13 protein-coding genes are annotated in these 15,748 nt (G+C 54.7%); 9 read left to right on the plus strand and 4 right to left on the minus strand.

The genetic code is table 11. From position 1 onward, the window contains the following. Positions 1-183: 183 nt before the first annotated feature. From JT718_RS15055 to JT718_RS15075, 5 genes are all read left to right on the plus strand, one after another. Entirely contained in the window at positions 184-1,467 is a 1,284-nt protein-coding gene (locus tag JT718_RS15055) for a M16 family metallopeptidase (protein WP_205503534.1), read from the plus strand. Positions 1,468-1,581: 114 nt separating this feature from the next. Next, on the plus strand, positions 1,582-2,328 hold the full coding sequence (locus JT718_RS15060) for an energy transducer TonB (protein ID WP_205503535.1): 747 nt from the start codon (positions 1,582-1,584) through the stop codon (positions 2,326-2,328). Positions 2,329-3,003: 675 nt separating this feature from the next. Further along, positions 3,004-3,492: a 2-C-methyl-D-erythritol 2,4-cyclodiphosphate synthase gene (ispF, locus tag JT718_RS15065; protein ID WP_205503536.1), complete on the plus strand. Its 489-nt coding sequence runs from the start codon at positions 3,004-3,006 to the stop codon at positions 3,490-3,492. Between the two features lie 122 nt (positions 3,493-3,614). Next, complete coding sequence (locus tag JT718_RS15070; protein ID WP_205503537.1) at positions 3,615-5,249, plus strand: M28 family peptidase; 1,635 nt, start codon at positions 3,615-3,617, stop codon at positions 5,247-5,249. A gap of 289 nt (positions 5,250-5,538) precedes the next feature. Next, positions 5,539-6,921, plus strand: coding sequence for a LutB/LldF family L-lactate oxidation iron-sulfur protein (locus JT718_RS15075; protein WP_240337115.1), 1,383 nt, complete (start codon positions 5,539-5,541; stop codon positions 6,919-6,921). An 85-nt stretch (positions 6,922-7,006) separates the two neighbouring features. Here JT718_RS15075 and JT718_RS15080 read toward each other — a convergent pair whose 3' ends face one another. The 3 genes from JT718_RS15080 to serA form a co-directional block, all read right to left on the minus strand. After that, complete coding sequence (locus JT718_RS15080; RefSeq protein ID WP_205503538.1) at positions 7,007-7,240, minus strand: hypothetical protein; 234 nt, start codon at positions 7,238-7,240, stop codon at positions 7,007-7,009. Between the two features lie 117 nt (positions 7,241-7,357). Next, the gene (locus tag JT718_RS15085; RefSeq protein WP_205503539.1) at positions 7,358-8,434 is read right to left on the minus strand and encodes an aminotransferase class V-fold PLP-dependent enzyme; all 1,077 of its coding nucleotides are present in this window, start codon (positions 8,432-8,434) and stop codon (positions 7,358-7,360) included. A gap of 135 nt (positions 8,435-8,569) precedes the next feature. Then, positions 8,570-10,462 carry a phosphoglycerate dehydrogenase gene (serA, locus tag JT718_RS15090; RefSeq protein WP_205503540.1) on the minus strand — a complete coding sequence of 631 codons (1,893 nt, stop codon included), beginning with the start codon at positions 10,460-10,462 and terminating at the stop codon, positions 8,570-8,572. A 639-nt stretch (positions 10,463-11,101) separates the two neighbouring features. On the opposite strand from serA, the gene JT718_RS15095 reads away from it, so the two are divergent. After that, positions 11,102-11,575, plus strand: coding sequence for an Lrp/AsnC ligand binding domain-containing protein (locus JT718_RS15095; RefSeq protein WP_205503541.1), 474 nt, complete (start codon positions 11,102-11,104; stop codon positions 11,573-11,575). Positions 11,576-11,675: 100 nt separating this feature from the next. Then, entirely contained in the window at positions 11,676-12,557 is an 882-nt protein-coding gene (locus JT718_RS15100; protein WP_205503542.1) for a glycerophosphodiester phosphodiesterase, read from the plus strand. A 154-nt stretch (positions 12,558-12,711) separates the two neighbouring features. Here JT718_RS15100 and JT718_RS15105 read toward each other — a convergent pair whose 3' ends face one another. Continuing rightward, positions 12,712-13,455: a hypothetical protein gene (locus JT718_RS15105; protein WP_205503543.1), complete on the minus strand. Its 744-nt coding sequence runs from the start codon at positions 13,453-13,455 to the stop codon at positions 12,712-12,714. Positions 13,456-13,888: 433 nt separating this feature from the next. Here JT718_RS15105 and JT718_RS15110 point away from each other — a divergent pair, with 433 nt between their 5' ends. Together JT718_RS15110 and JT718_RS15115 are read left to right on the plus strand one after the other, a co-directional pair. Continuing rightward, positions 13,889-15,085, plus strand: coding sequence for a cation:proton antiporter domain-containing protein (locus JT718_RS15110; RefSeq protein WP_205503544.1), 1,197 nt, complete (start codon positions 13,889-13,891; stop codon positions 15,083-15,085). A gap of 51 nt (positions 15,086-15,136) precedes the next feature. Further along, positions 15,137-15,664, plus strand: coding sequence for a hypothetical protein (locus JT718_RS15115; protein ID WP_205503545.1), 528 nt, complete (start codon positions 15,137-15,139; stop codon positions 15,662-15,664). Positions 15,665-15,748: the final 84 nt, after the last annotated feature.

Raw genomic sequence — 15,748 nt, forward strand, 5'->3', positions numbered from 1 at the left:
AATTTACAGCAATCAGGTAAGGAGGAAAATAATGGCCTAGTTATTTTTACTTTTGTCGTTTCCGGGCCGATTTTCCCAAAACAGCCCCGAAACCACTTGGCGCCAGGCCGGTCTGCAACACCACCCGGCTTAACGCGTTACAAGGATACCTTATAAAAAGGAGTTCTTTTTTAGCTTAGACGTATGATTCATTTTAAAGAATTTACCTTAGATAACGGCCTGCGCTGCCTAGTGCACGAAGACCCCACCACGCCGCTGGCGGTTTTGAACGTGCTCTACAACGTGGGCTCCCGCGATGAAGACGAGCAGCACACAGGGTTTGCGCACCTGTTTGAGCACCTGATGTTCAGCGGATCGGTGAACATTGCCAACTATGACGAGCCGCTGCAGCAGGCCGGCGGAGAGAATAACGCCTTTACCTCCCCGGATATTACCAATTACTACCTCACCGTGCCGGCGCAGAACATTGAAACCGGCTTCTGGCTGGAGTCTGACCGCATGCTGAGCCTGGCGTTCAGCGAGCACGGCCTGGAAGTGCAGCGCAAAGTGGTAGTGGAGGAATTCAAGCAGAACTACCTGAACCAACCCTACGGCGACGTGTGGCTGAAACTTCGGCCGCTGGCGTACAAAACGCACCCGTACAAGTGGGCTACCATCGGCAAGGAGATCAGCCATATTGAGAACGCCGTGATGGACGATGTGCGGGCATTTTTCCTGAAGCACTACTCGCCGGCCAACGCCATTCTGGTGGTAGGCGGCAACATCACCTTTGAGCGCGCCAAGAAACTCGCCGAGAAATGGTTCGGCCCTATTCCGGGCGGCGTAAAGTACGAGCGCAACCTGCCGCAGGAGCCCCGCCAAACCGAGGCGCGCCTGCTGGAAGTAGAGGCCGAAGTGCCGCTCACCGCACTCTACAAAGCCTACCACATGCCCGCCCGCACCAGTCCAGAATATTACGCCGCTGACCTGCTAGGTGACATCTTAGGCCGCGGAGATTCCTCCAGACTGTACAATGAGCTGGTGAAGGAACAGAAGCTGTTCAACTCAGTCTCAGCTTTTGCTACCGGCTCTTTGGAACCCGGTTTGTTGGTGGTACAAGGCAAACTGAACGTAGGCGTAGACCCCAAAGTAGCCAATGCTGCCGTAGAAGCCATTGTAGAGAAAATGAGAAGCGAGCACGTAACCCCCGAGGAACTGCAGAAGGTGAAAAATCAGGCCGAAACATCTATTGTCTTCTCGGAGATAGAGCTACTCAACCGCGCCATGAACCTGGCCTTCGGAAAACTGATGGGCAACCCTAACTTCATCAACGAGGAAGGAGCACTGGTACAAGCCGTTACCTCAGAAGACATCTACCACCAAGCCCAGGAAATCCTTCGCCCGGACAACTGCTCTACCCTCATCTACAAAGCAGCCCCCGGCAACGAGGCCCAGGAAGAACTGGAAGAAGTACTGGAAGAGAACTAACCTGTTTCGGGGCTGATTTCTCAAAATCAGCCCCGAAACCTTATTCCCCCAACTCACATGATAAGTGGTTGGAAAGTCTTGGAGTCTAGAGCAATCAACATAAATCCATTCCTGATGAGCATTTCTAAGGTAATCCCTTGTAAGCGTTTTCCAGTATTCCTTTTATTGTTTATCGCATCTTTTTACACCCATGCCCAAAAGACGGATTCTCTTTGGTTTGACAAAAATTGGAAAGTGACCCAAACTCCCGAAGAGCGATTTTACCTCAGAACTATCAAACCAGTGGACAGCCTATTTGAAGTAATGGATTATTATCCGAACGGGAAAGCACAAATGACAGGCTATTTTACCTCTCTAAAGCCCGAAAACAGGAACGGAGAATTTAGCTACTATTCTGAAAGTGGGGTTTTAACCTCAAAGAACATCTGGGTCAACAACATGGTGGCAGAGACCTTCACTTTTGACGAAACGGGCAAGCAAACACTTCACATTATCAAGAAAGAGTATTTGGCCACATTGTCTACCCAAGAGAAGCTAGAAAAGTACGGAATTAAAGAAATTACCAAGCAGCCTGAGTTTCCGGGCGGTAACAATCGCCTTTCTGAATTCCTCTCAAAAACAATCATCTACCCTCCACAGGCCATGCAAGGGGAAATCCAAGGCAGAGTGATTGTAGCCGTAAGCATAGATGAAAAAGGCAATCTAAAGCATATTAGAGTAGCACAGAAAGCTCATCCTCTGTTAGACGAGGAAGCCCTACGGATAGCAAACCTTTTACCTAAGAAGAAATGGACGCCAGCGCAAAACAACCAGGAGAACATAACTGCTGATTTCATTTTCCCCATTAACTTCAAACTGTAGCTGCTGAATCCCTAATCTGGCCTTTGTTGGTGTTGTCACCAGCAAACCCAACACTACCCTTCGCGAAAGGAATCCCTAGGAACAGCCTCTGTACAGCCCCAACTAGAAAGCCTCACCCCACCATTTTCCTTCTCCTTATATTTGTCATCCTGAAAGGATCTTGTGAGCGAACAGTAAAGGCGTTTGATTGGCGCTACTACCGTTCACCCACAAGAGCTTTCCAAGATAACAAAGGTGGGGCCATGACTTGCCTTATACCTTTGCACTGCCTTAGTTAGTGTTTTCACCATAAAACCCAAGTGACGCACTTGGCAGAGGAAGCATGCAACTGCTTGTTGGTGATAACACCAACAAGGGCAAAGGATAAAGCAAGGGCAAATGGACAAAGCACTACTACCGTTCGCCCACAAGATCTTTCCAAGATGACAAATAGTGTGATTTACTTCACACCACTAAGAAATACCATGCTGACAAAGCCAAGCATCTCACTTCAGAGCCCCTGCCTTACCCTGCCTTTATTGGTGTTATCACCAACAAACCCTAGGGCCGCTCTTGTAAAGCAAGCGTTCAACCTCTTGTTGGTGAGAACACCAACAAGGGCCAAGAATTAGGTGGGGCACTGCCTTACTTCCTCTAAAAACCAACAACTAAAAACGAGCAATCAATACCCCATACATGAGCTTCAATATAAGAACCGGCTTCGGCTATGACGTGCACCAACTCCAGGAAGGCCTGGACTTCTGGTTGGGCGGCATCAAAATTCCTCACACGCACGGCGCCTTGGGCCACTCAGACGCCGATGTGCTCATCCACGTGATCTGCGATGCCCTGCTGGGCGCCGCCAACCTGCGCGACATTGGCTATCATTTCTCCGACAAAGACCCCAAGTACAAAGGCATTGACAGCAAGATCCTGCTGCGCGAAGTCATGAATTTGATTCGGGAGAAAGGCTACGAGGTGGGCAACATTGACTCTACCGTGTGCCTGCAGGAACCCAAGGTGAACCCGCACATCCCGGCCATGAAAACCTGCCTGGCCGAGGTGATGGGCATTCCGGAGGAAGACCTTTCCATCAAAGCCACCACTACCGAGCAACTGGGCTTTGTGGGCAAGAAGGAAGGCGTGGCCGCGTACGCCACCGTGCTCATTCACCGGCAGGCGTAACAAAACCGACGGCTGTTTTGGGCCTGCTTTGCTAAAAGTGGCGCAAAAACGGCTATCGCTTGTTCGTTAGGCAAAAAATGAGTAGCATTAAGGTCATATTCCAGCTTAACAAACATCCTTGCATGAAAAAGCATTTGTACACGTTGGGTTTGGCCGCGGCGTTCCTGTCGGCTTGCTCTTCGTCCCAAACTCCTTCCGCCTCTACCGCGGGTGGTGCTGCCAATAGCAGCAGTACGGCCGCCAACCCTACCCAATACGCCAACACCATCACGGCGGCCGACCTGGAGAAACACCTCCGCATCCTGGCCTCCGATTCTTTGGAGGGTCGCGAGACCGGTGAGCGCGGGCAGAAGATGGCGGCGGAATACATCGCCAACCACTTCAAGGCGAACGGCATTGCGGGTCCGGTGAAAACCGGCTCCAACCCGTATTACCAGCCCTTTGACCTGGAGAAAAGCAGCTGGGGCGAGGGCTACGTGACCGTGGGCTCTAAGCGGTTCACCATGGGCAAAGACTTCTTTGTGCTGGGCGCCTCGCCGTACCAGAACGAGGAGGCCGTGCAGGTGGTGTTCGCCGGCTACGGCATTGACGAGCCTGCCTACTCAGACTACACCAACCTTGACGTGACCGGCAAAGCCGTGGTAGTGTTGGCCGGTGAGCCCAAGAAGGCCGATGGCAACTACCTCCTCAGCGGCACCGACAAAATGAGCACCTGGTCACAGGACGCCCGCACCAAAGCCGCCGCCGCCACCAAGAAAGGCGCCAAGAGCGTGCTGGTAGTGATGGGCACCACCGATGCCGAGTTCCAGCAGATGACCGGTCGTTACGCCGGCATGCTGTCCCGGCCGTCCATTGGGTTTGGCACCTCTGCTACCCAGCCCCGCGCCGCTAACATCTACATCTCGCCCAGCATGGCGGCCGCCTTGCTGAACACCAAGCCAGAGCAACTGGCCACGTACGGCGCATCAGTGGCGAAGGCCGGCAAAGCGGTGGCGTCTCCGTACAAAGTGGCCACCAACGTAAAGATCAAAACCGCCCGCAACCGTCAGCCGCTGCCTACCGAGAACGTGCTGGGCTACGTGGAAGGCACTGACCTGAAAGACCAGCTCATTGTAATCAGCGCACACTATGACCACGAAGGCATCAAAGATGGTCAGATCTACAACGGCGCCAACGACGATGGGTCGGGCACGGTGGCCGTGATGGAGCTGGCGCAGGCGTTTTCTGAAGCGAAGAAGAACGGCCACGGCCCGCGCCGCAGCATCCTGTTCCTGGCGGTGACCGCCGAGGAGAAAGGCCTGCTGGGCTCTGAGTATTACACCGAGAACCCGGTTTTCCCGCTGGCGAACACCGTGGCCAACCTCAACATTGACATGATTGGCCGCTCAGACAAACAGCACGAGGGCAAGCCAGACTACATCTACGTGATCGGGTCAGACAAACTTTCCTCTGAGCTGCACGCCATCTCTGAGAACGCCAACAAGACCTACGCCAACCTGGATCTGGACTACACCTACAACGACCCCAACGATCCTAACCGGTTCTACTACCGTTCAGACCACTACAACTTCGCCAAGCACGGCATTCCCATCGCGTTCTACTTCAACGGGGTGCACGATGACTACCACCAGCCCACCGACGACGTGGACAAGATCAACTTTCCGTCTGCCGAGAAAGTGACCCGCCTGGTGTTCTACACCGCCTGGGACCTGGCCAACCGCCAGGAGCGCATCAAAGTAGACAGCAACAAGAAATAAGCTTCGCTTATTTTCAGTCCTGAGTTCTGAGTCTTGCGTTCTGAGTTTTTCAGAAAGTAAGGCTCAGAACTTTTTTAGTGTCGGCACGTTTTCTTCTGATTTCTATCTAATTGCGGGGACGGGTGTTACTTTTGCGGCAACATTCGTTCCTTTACGGAGAACAGCGCGGCAGTTCAGGGCCAGGGCTTTGATTCTGGGCTGTTTTTCAGAAAACAGGCTTAAAACTTACTATAGTGCAGCTGGCGCAGGCAAAGGCCTGCGCCCGTGAGACCTAACCGGAGACAAGAAATTGAGCATAAAACTAAAGCAGTTTCTGCAGGACTCAGAGCAGAAGGCCTTTGACCTGGAGCACCGGCAGAAGATCCGCTTCAACATTGGCAAATACAACGCCGCCGTGCAGAACGGCCTCATGGCCTACCAGCACCACGAGCTGGCGCGGGAGCGGGCTTCTTTCCTCAAAACTCAGGTCATCAACAACCTGGACAAATACCTGGTGGAGTTTGAGAACAACTTCACCAAACGGGGCGGCAAGGTGATCTGGGCGCAGAACGCCGAGGAGGCCCTGCGCGAGATTGGGGCCATCATGAAGCGCAAGCGCGCCAAATCGGTGGTGAAGTCCAAGTCCATGAGCACCGAGGAAATTCATCTCAACGACTTCCTGGAGAAAAACGGCATAGAAACGGTGGAGACGGACCTGGGCGAGTACATTGTGCAGCTCGCCGACCAGCGGCCCTACCACATTGTCACGCCCGCCATGCACATGTCCAAGAAAGACATCGCGGAGCTGTTCCACCAGAAACTCAACATCCCCCTCACCGACGACGCCCAGCAACTGGTGCTTACCGCCCGCAAGCTCTTGCGCGAGAAATACACCCAGGCCGAAGTGGGCATCAGCGGGGCCAACTTCCTGATCGCCGACGTGGGCGGCATTGCCGTGACCGAGAACGAGGGTAACGCCCGCCTCTCCACCACGTTCCCCAAGACGCACATCGCCATTGCCGGCATTGAGAAGCTCATTCCCAGCATGCTAGACCTGGACCTGTTCTGGCCCCTGCTGAGCACCAGCGGCACCGGGCAGAACGTGACCATTTACAACACCATCTTAACCGGCCCCCGGCAACCCACCGAGAAAGACGGCCCCGAGGAGATGTACGTGGTGCTGCTGGACAACGGCCGCACCAATTTGCTGGCCCAGCCTGAGCAGCGTGAAGCCCTGAACTGCATTAGGTGCGGGGCCTGCCTCAACGTGTGCCCGGTGTACAAGAACATCGGCGGGCATACGTATGAGGCTACCTACAGCGGGCCTATCGGGTCGGTGATTACGCCGCACCTGGCGGGCATGGAAGAAAACAAACACCTGAGCTACGCCAGCTCGCTGTGCGGGGCCTGCACCAGCGTGTGCCCGGTAAAGATTAACCTGCACAACCTGCTGCTGCTTAACCGCAAGCAAAGCGTAGAAGAAGGCCTGGTAGACAAGAATGAAAAACTGGCGTTCAGGTTCTGGGTGAAAGGCATGAAGAGCCGCCGGCTCCTCAACTTCGCGCCCGCTGCGGTGAAGAACTTTGTGCTGGGGCATGTGCAGAAAGACACCTGGAGCAAGCGCCGCGAACCGTTGGTGGCCGCCCCGCAGTCTTTTAACCAGATGTGGCGAAAACAACACAAAAACAGCTAACGCAAAAAGCCTTCTGAGTTCAGAAGGCTTTTTGCTTTTACGTAAGTGCCGCTGGTGGGCTTAGGCTACCAGGAGCCTGCTTCCCTTAATACCGCCGGGCCTTTTTCTTACGGCTTGCTACCTTTTTGGCATAACTCCCTTTGTTGCGTTTCATCTGCTTGTATCTGGCCTTAGAGGACTTCTTGTTCTTCTTGAAGAACGGCAACTCAGCAGTGGCAGCGGTTACCTCGGAGGTGGCAACTGCTGGGGCGGCAGTTGCCTCAGGCGCAAACGACAGAGCAAATGCACCTACAACCAGGGGAAGTAAAAATCTTTTCATCAGATATTTTATTTGTTTAGTTATATAGGATATTTAATACGAGCAATATTACTAAAGGTAATTTACTAATTCAAATAAAATTTATAACTATTTACAAACAAATAGACTTTATCTAAGTCAAATTGCACGCAAGCGGCTCACCAAGGCGCCCATATCAGCTTCTGACACCGCGGGAAAGTTGGCAATCCTGATCTGCTTTTCTTTGTGCGCGCCGTAGCCAGCGCCCACCACCAGCCCCTGGGCCTTTAGCTGCGCGATCACCTCGGCGGCGGGTTTCTCCAGCACGTCGGCCACCAGCACGGTGGGCGAGCGATGCGCTTTTTCCGCTACAAACGGCGAGAACCGGGCGCTTTCTTCCAGGAACGAATACACCTGCTGCGCCTTGGCTTCGGTCTCTTTCCTGATTTGCGCCACCCCCTTGGCCAGCATGTCTTCCACCACGTGGGTAAGCAGGTAGATATCCAGCACGTTGGGCGTACAGGGCGTCTGAAACTGCTGGTACTGATCATGCAGCGATTGGAGGCTGTAGTGCCCGCCGGTGTACTGCCGGCCCTCCAGGGTGGCCGCTTTGGCCCGGCTGCGTTCGTTTACCAGCCATACCCCCAGGCCAGCCGGCAAGCCGAACCCCTTCTGCACCGAGAAGAAGGCCATGTCTACCTTACCGAAGTCCAGCGCGGCATACGGCGCCCCCGACACGATGTCTACCGAGAGCAGCGGCTCAGGAAACCGCTCGCGCAGCGAGTGGATGTCGGCCACGGGCATGCAGACGCCAGAACTGGTCTCGTTCTGGGTAACAGCCAACAGCTCCGTTCCGGCGGGCACCTGAACCTGCTCCAGGGAAAACCCTTGCCCAAACGGCACCTGCAGCGCCTGGGCGTTTCGGCCCAGCCACTTGGCGTGGTCCAGGTATTTTTTGGAGAAGGAGCCGTTGACCAGATGGTAAGTATTGGCAGCGGTGACGCTCTGGAGGCTGCGCTCCCAGATTTCGGTGGCCGAGCCGGTGAAGTAAATGGCATAGTCGGCAGGGAGCTGCAACAAGGCCCTGAGCGCCTCGTCTGCCCTGCGGTACAAATCTTTGAAGGCCTGGCTGCGGTGCGATTGGGAAAACACCTGTTTGTCTAGGGCAGTCTGCAGGTGCTTTGCCACCGTGGGGTACAGTTGCGCCGGACCGGGAGTGAAGTATACGGGAGCCATTATCTTAAGGAGTAATTGAGTGGTTGGGTGAATGATTGAATAAAAGAACCTGTTTTAAGCCCATTTTCATAGAAACAGGCCTAAAACAGGTTTAAAAGTACCACGGTCATGATACTTGCTACGTGCTACATGATACTAGTACAGCGTGCGGGATTTGATGGTGTCCGGTATCTGCTTCAGGTGCTTGATCACGGAACGGTCGTACTTGGTGTCCACGTCGGTGATTACGTAGCCAATGGTTTCGTTGGTTTTCAGGTACTGGCCCAGGATGTTGATCTGGTTCTCGGCCAGCACGTTGTTGATCTTGGCCAGAATACCCGGCACGTTGCGGTGGATGTGGATGAGGCGGTGCGCATTGCGCAGGGCCGGCAACTGCAGGTTGGGAAAGTTCACGCTGTTGTAAGAACCGCCGGTGTTGATGTAGTCAATCATCTTAGACGGCACGTACTGCGCAATGTTCTCCTGGGCCTCCTCGGTGCTGCCGCCCACGTGCGGGCTCAGCAAAGTATTCGGCAAGCCGCGCAGCGCCGACTCAAACTTCTCCTGGTTGTTCTTGGGCTCATACGGGAACACATCCACGGCGCAGCCTCTGATCTTGCCGCTCTTGATGTTTTGGGCCAGAGCCTCAATGTCCACCACGTGGCCGCGGGCCAGGTTCAGGAACAGGACGCCGGGTTTCATGAGCTCAAATTCCTTAGGCCCTATCAGGTTCTTGTTGTCGGCGCGGCCGTCTACGTGCAGCGTAATGATGTCGGCCAGGGCCAACAGTTCGGCCAGGGAATGGCAGACCTTGGCGTTGCCCAGGGCCAGCTTGTCTACCACGTCATAGAAGTATACCTCCATGCCCAGGCTCTCGGCCAGCACAGACAGTTGTGAGCCTATGTTGCCATACCCAATGATGCCCAGCTTCTTACCCCGGATCTCATTGGAACCCTTCGCCGATTTGTCCCACTCGCCCACGTGCATGCGGTTGCTTTTCTCCACCAGCCCCCGTGACAGCATGATAATTTCGCCAATGGCCATCTCTACCACGCTGCGGGTGTTGCTGTAGGGCGCGTTGAACACAATAACGCCGCGCTCGGTACAGGTTCTCAGGTCAATCTGGTTGGTACCAATGCAGAAGGCGCCCACCGCCATCAGGCGCGGGGCGTGCTCCAGGGCCTTGGCCGTGACCTGCGTCTTGGACCTGATGCACAGGATGGAGACATCGTGCAGGCGGGCGCAGAGTTCGTCTTCCTCCAGAGCACCGGCCACCGTTTCCACCTGGTATCCTTCCTGACGGAACATATTCACCGCCCGCTCATGGATACCCTCCAGCACCAGTACCTTGATGCGGTTCTTGGGATAGGAGAGCGCGCTGGGCAGCCGGTTCACGTACAGGAACTCATCCAGGCTGGGGGTAACGTGGTCGGCTTTGCCCACTACTTTGTCGCGGCTCACGTTCTCGGTGAAGGCGTAGAACTTATCGGCGATGCCGGCTTCCTTGATTTCATAGTCGGTGTAGCCGTCGCCAATCACGTAGACCTCGCCGGGCAGTTGCAGGGCCTTTATCTGCTGGGCCTTGCCCTGGTTCTGGGTAAGCACGTTCTGGCGGTCAAACCCCACAATGTTGCCGGCCTCGTCATACACAAAGCTGTTAGCAAACACGTTCTCGGGCTTTACGCCCAGTTCCCGCACAATGGGCACAATAAACTCCCTGAACCCATTGGAGATGATGTAAATGTCATCTTTAAAAGCCTCAAAGAAGGCCCGGTTCTGCTTGAACGAGTCTGAGATCTGGCCCCGCAGGTGCTCAATGAGCGTGTCAATGTGCTCCCGGTTGGCCTGCAGCAAGGCCAGGCGCTGCTCCAGGGAATCTACCAACGGAATCTCGCCCTCCATGCCCAGGTCTGTGATGCGCTGGATCTCAGCGAGCACTTTCTGCCGGCGGGCCGGGTCTGGGATGCAGATGGTGCAAAGTTCGTCCAAGGCTTCCACCTTGGTGAAGGTACTGTCAAAGTCAATGATGAAGTGCTTGTGCGTACTCATGCCTGTTTGGTTTTGCGATGCCGGGCAAACTGGCGCTGCCCAGCCTCTGGTTACCGTTGTGCCTCCTACAGATTGGCGCCCCAATATCGGGCAGGTTACGGTCAAATGAAAAGTGTTTGGGGCCAGTTTTACAAAAAACAGGCGTAAAACGCCCCGCTTTCTGGCCAGGTGGTTCCCTGGGCAATGGCTGGCACCCCTCGGCCCCTAAATGAACTCAAAGGCAAGCCGCCTCGTAAACGCACAGACGGCAAACGGCAGATCTGCCCCGGCACTGCCCGTTTTCTGGCCGGTTTAACCAAAGCTACATGAGAGAAAGCAGCAAGAACACCCCCTTTCCGCTCAGGTCTATCCTTCTCCCGGCAGGCCCCGTGTCACGGCCCAAACCTTCTTTTCAGTATTTTTACGGCCGAAGTCCCTGCAACTTGGTTAAATTTGCCCTAAAAGCCTTGGCTCGGCCCAGGGGGAGCGGCCCTGTTTCTAGAATTTTGTCAAAGTATCAACAATAATGATTTTCCATTGAAACAAACTTAACAACTAGTATTATAAATTAATAATTTCATAAACCTTTTTTTTGTATCTTAGCACATCAATAAAAAGAGGTATTGTTCGTTGTTGAATTGTTAAACACAGACCTATAAAATGGCCCAAGTTTCAGAAATTGATAATCTTGATAGAAGAATTCTTTCCATGCTCATGTTAGATGCCACCAGGGCCTACACAGACATAGCGAAGGAGTTACAGGTTTCTGGGGGTACCGTACACGTGCGCATGAAGAAATTGGAAGATTTAGGGGTAATCAAAGGATCACACCTCTTCATCAATCCAAATGCAGTAGGCTATGACATCTGCGCCTTTATTGGTATCTACCTGGAGAAAGGCTCAGCGTACCAGTCGGCGGTGGCGTCTATGCGCCAGGTGCCCGAGATAGTGGAGATGCACTACACCACCGGGCAGTGGAGCATGTTCGCCAAAATCATTTGCCGCGACACCCTGCACCTCCGCGAGGTCCTGAACGAGAAAATACAGGCCATTGAGGGCGTGGAGCGCACCGAGACCTTTATTTCGCTGGAGGAAAGCATTACCCGCCAGGTAGACATCCTGCCTCCCAAATAAGAACCCCAGATTTGCCCACCCCGGCACTGCCCGCCGGTTGGGCGAAAAAGAAAATGTAGTATCTTACATCGCTGAAGCCGGCAGATAGGTCAGCGTGTCTATGAGCGGAAGATCTGATACCCATGGGAGTTTTGCAGGATGGAGGCCCCTCTTCCTGCCGTTGCTGTTGTTGTTGCTGACCGCCTGCGGCGGCCCCGAAACCCCAGACAAAAAGCTAGTCTTAAGGACAAAGTCCCGCAAGGTGAGCGTGATTGCCCACCGGGGTGCCTCTGGCACTGCCCCCGAGAACACGCTACCCGCCATTAAAAAGGCGCTGGAGACTTCCGCCGACTTTATTGAGATAGACGTTCACCAAAGTAAAGACGGCCAGGTGGTGGTGATCCATGACCCCACCGTAGACCGCACCACCAACGGGAGCGGCCGGGTTGCCGATCTTACTTTGGCAGAACTCAAGCAACTGGAGGCCGGCATCAAGTTTGACTCTTCCCTCACCGATGTCCGCATTCCCACCCTGGCGCAGGTCCTGCGCACCGTGAAAGGCAAGAAAAAGCTGCTGATTGAGCTGAAGAAAGGCGAGGAAGACTACTACCCCGGCCTGGAAGAGAACACCCTAAAACTCATCAGGGAGCACCGGGCTCAGGAGTGGTGCGTGCTGCAGTCTTTCCATGACCCTATTCTGGAGCGTATCTGGCAAACCGACTTTGTGATTCCCACCCACAAACTCATAGTGGGCAAGATCCCGTTTCTGCCCATCTACATTGACCATGAGCTGAAGTTCGGCAACTTTGACCGCTACTCAGAGGCCACCGCCATCAACATCCACCGCTATTTCGCGTCCAAGGCCTTTATCAAGAAACTGCACGGCCAGGGCTTTAAAACCTTCATCTGGACCGAGGACAACCCACAGAACATTCAGCAGTTGTTTGAGCTGGGCGCCGATGGCGTGATGACCAACCATCCCGAGCTGATAGAAAAGCAGTAGTCCGTTTCAGGCTTGTTTTGGCCAAATGGGCCCTAAAATGGGTTGAACCCTACTTGCTTTACCTGCCATACTAGAATCAGAAACCAACATCGCCACGGGTTCCTGGTAGAGGAGTGCGTGGCGATTTTGTTGGATGGCGCAGCCAAGGGCGTGGTTACTGGTTGTCCTGGCCTAGTTGGTTGTACAGCAGCAAGGCCCCGCAGGCACTGGCCAGTACTTGGCGCAAATCAGGTGAAAGGGTGTTCTTCATCCAGACTTTGCCGCTGTTCACGGTCTGCACGGTGGCCAGCACGTGCCCTCCACGGGAAAACTCGTAGCCCAAGACCGTGCCCGAGGGCAGCGACTTGCCTTCCCACTTATACAGCGGAAACACCTCTATTTCCTGGGTTCCGTTGCTGATCTTGCCCACGAAGTCTTTGCGCTCCAGGTAATTGCCCGGATCGGCCAGGGCCATGCGCCACTCCCCACTCTCCGGCGACCGGAACGCCACCTGCAGAAACTCCCGCTGCCGGTCAAGGTCCACCGACCATCCGGCGGCCTGCACCGTGGTGGCGTTGAGCCGGGCGGCAGCCTGCACCCACCAGGTTTGCTGCCGCAGCGTGTCCCGCACCCCGAAACTGTACTTCTGGAGCCCCTCGGCTACCTGCAGGGGACTGCCCTCGCCGTACGTAGCTTTTCTGGTCCAGCCCCGCTGAGGGTCTTCCAGCTTGTACGCGCCAAACCCAAAGCCCTTCTCCTGCCCCAGCGACAGCCTGAACGCCGGGCGGCCCACCACCGGCAGGACGGTGGCCTCCTGGGTCATGGCTTCGCTTACCCGCAACTGGGGCACCGAACAACTGGTCACCCCTACCAGGGCAGAGGCGGCCACAGACAACACAAGGGTTCTAAAGCAGATCATCAACAGAACTATGCATAGGTGAAAAAGAAGTTCATCAATACAGATACACCGGAATCATCGCCCAGCCCTACTGAGGTTTCTGCAAGACGGGCTTCTCAACCTCCGGAGCAGGATTCCAGGCCGCGTTTAGCGGTGCTGTTGGCCAACCCTCCGGCCTTTCTAAAAGCGCTGGATTTGCCCTTGCTCACCCCCCGCAGACCCTCTTGAAACAGAAGTTTTGCGACCGGCAAAAAGCCCTTCCAGGAGGGCTCCCGGTCACATCTTTTGCGAAATCATGCGGCAAGGTAAGTTTGCTTGCGTATCTTAGTGATGGTAAAGAGACCAACTCATCTGCTTTTACCCCTATGAAAAGCTGCTCATTTTGCCAGAACGGCCCTAAAATGATGCTTCAGCCCGCGCTTTCGTACGGATTGTGCCACACACCCCATCGCCAATGATTTTAGATTCCTATACCTTTCTCATTATCCTTAGTAGCCTGATCGTACTTTCGTACGTGTTTGACTTGGGGGCCAAGCGCTCCAAAGTGCCCTCGGTGATTTTACTGCTCACCACGGGCATCCTCCTGAAGCTGGCCGCCACCTACTTCAACATTGTTTTACCCGGCATCAGAAACGTGCTGGAGCTGTTTGGCATCATCGGGCTGATCTTGATTGTGCTGGAGGGTGCCCTTGACCTGGAGCTGAAGAGGGAAAAGCTGCCCCTCATCAGGAAGACGCTGCTTACCGCCACCGCCACACTGCTGATCACGGCGGCGCTCATTGCCTGGTTCATCAATTTCTGGCTGCAGGTGCCTTTTCAGGTAGCCATTATCAACGCCATTCCGCTGGCGGTGATCAGCAGCGCCATCGCCATCCCCAGCGTGAGCAACCTTACCCCAGAGAAGCGGGAGTTCATTGTCTACGAGGCCACGTTCTCTGACATTATTGGCATTGTGGCGTTCAACTTTGCGGTGCAGAATGAAAGCATTGGGGTGGGGTCTTTTGTGAGCCTGGCGGTAGACCTGGTCAGCATTTTCCTGATCTCCATTGTGTGCTGCCTGCTGCTGCTGTTCTTTGTGGACAAGATCAAGACGCACATCAAGTTTTTCCTGATCATCGCCATCCTGATCCTGCTGTACTCGGTGGGCAAGAAGCTGCACCTTTCCTCCTTGCTCATGGTGCTGTGCTTCGGCCTGATGCTGAACAACGCCGCCCTGTTTATCCGGGACCGCCTGGCCAGGTACATCAGCCTGGAGTCGCTGAAGTCTGAGATTGTGATCCTGAAGCAGATTAACGGCGAGAGCGCCTTTGTGATCAGGACGTTCTTTTTCCTGCTGTTTGGGTACTCCATTAACCTGCAGGAGCTCTACCAGCTGGATGTCTGGGTCCTGGGCTTCACCATTTTCAGCATTATCCTGCTGGTGCGGTTTGGCTACCTGCAATACATTGCCAAGGTGCCCCTTATTCCGGAGCTGTTCATCGCGCCCCGCGGCCTTATCACCATCCTGCTCTTTTACAGCATTCCGCCGCAGTACTCCATTGAGGGCATGAATGAGAGCGTGCTCTTCTTCGTGGTCATTCTCTCGGCCCTGCTCATGATGATGGGGCTGCTGCTTACCCGCAACAAGGTGAGCGACATCCCGGACTATTGATCAGGCCCCAAAACCTGTCATTTCAAGGCGAAAATTGGTAGCTTTGCTTCTATGAGAACGTTTCTGATCCTGTTGGTTTTAGGGCTGTGCGGCGGCCCGGCGGCCTGGAGCCAGGCGCAACCCACGTACCTGCTGCCCCATCTGGAGCAGAAGCGGCCCATTACCAGAACCGGGTTGGTTACCGTAGACAACAGCCCGCTGCTGCTGCTGGGCGCCCAGGAAACAGACTACGCCTCGCTGGTGGTAGACCCCAAGGAGATTAAGGTGGTGCAGGCGTACAGAGACTCGGCCATCCTGGCCCCGCTGGGCGCGAAAGCCCGCCACGGCGTCCTGGTCATCGCCTTGAAAAGCCCCAAAACCCTGCTGAAGCTGGATGACGTGCTGGATTACTTTCAAGTTCCCGCCGACCAGCGCCACCTGCGGGTGTTGCTCAACAAGCGCCCCGTGAACCGCACCCGTTTTCTAGCCGATGTGGCCCGCATCCAGAAAGTGGAAGTAATTCAACTGGAGAAGACCAGCCCGGTGCGCTTCAGTTGGAACGAGAACGAGCAGTTCCTGAACCTGGTCACCGCCGACTAAGTAAAAAGCGCCCGTTTTGCGCCTCTTTCTGGAAAAAGGGGCGCAAAACGGGCGCTCTACTTACCTCCCGTGCCGGAGGGCTAC

The organism is Rufibacter psychrotolerans, from assembly GCF_016924645.1.
GTDB lineage: Bacteria > Bacteroidota > Bacteroidia > Cytophagales > Hymenobacteraceae > Nibribacter > Nibribacter psychrotolerans.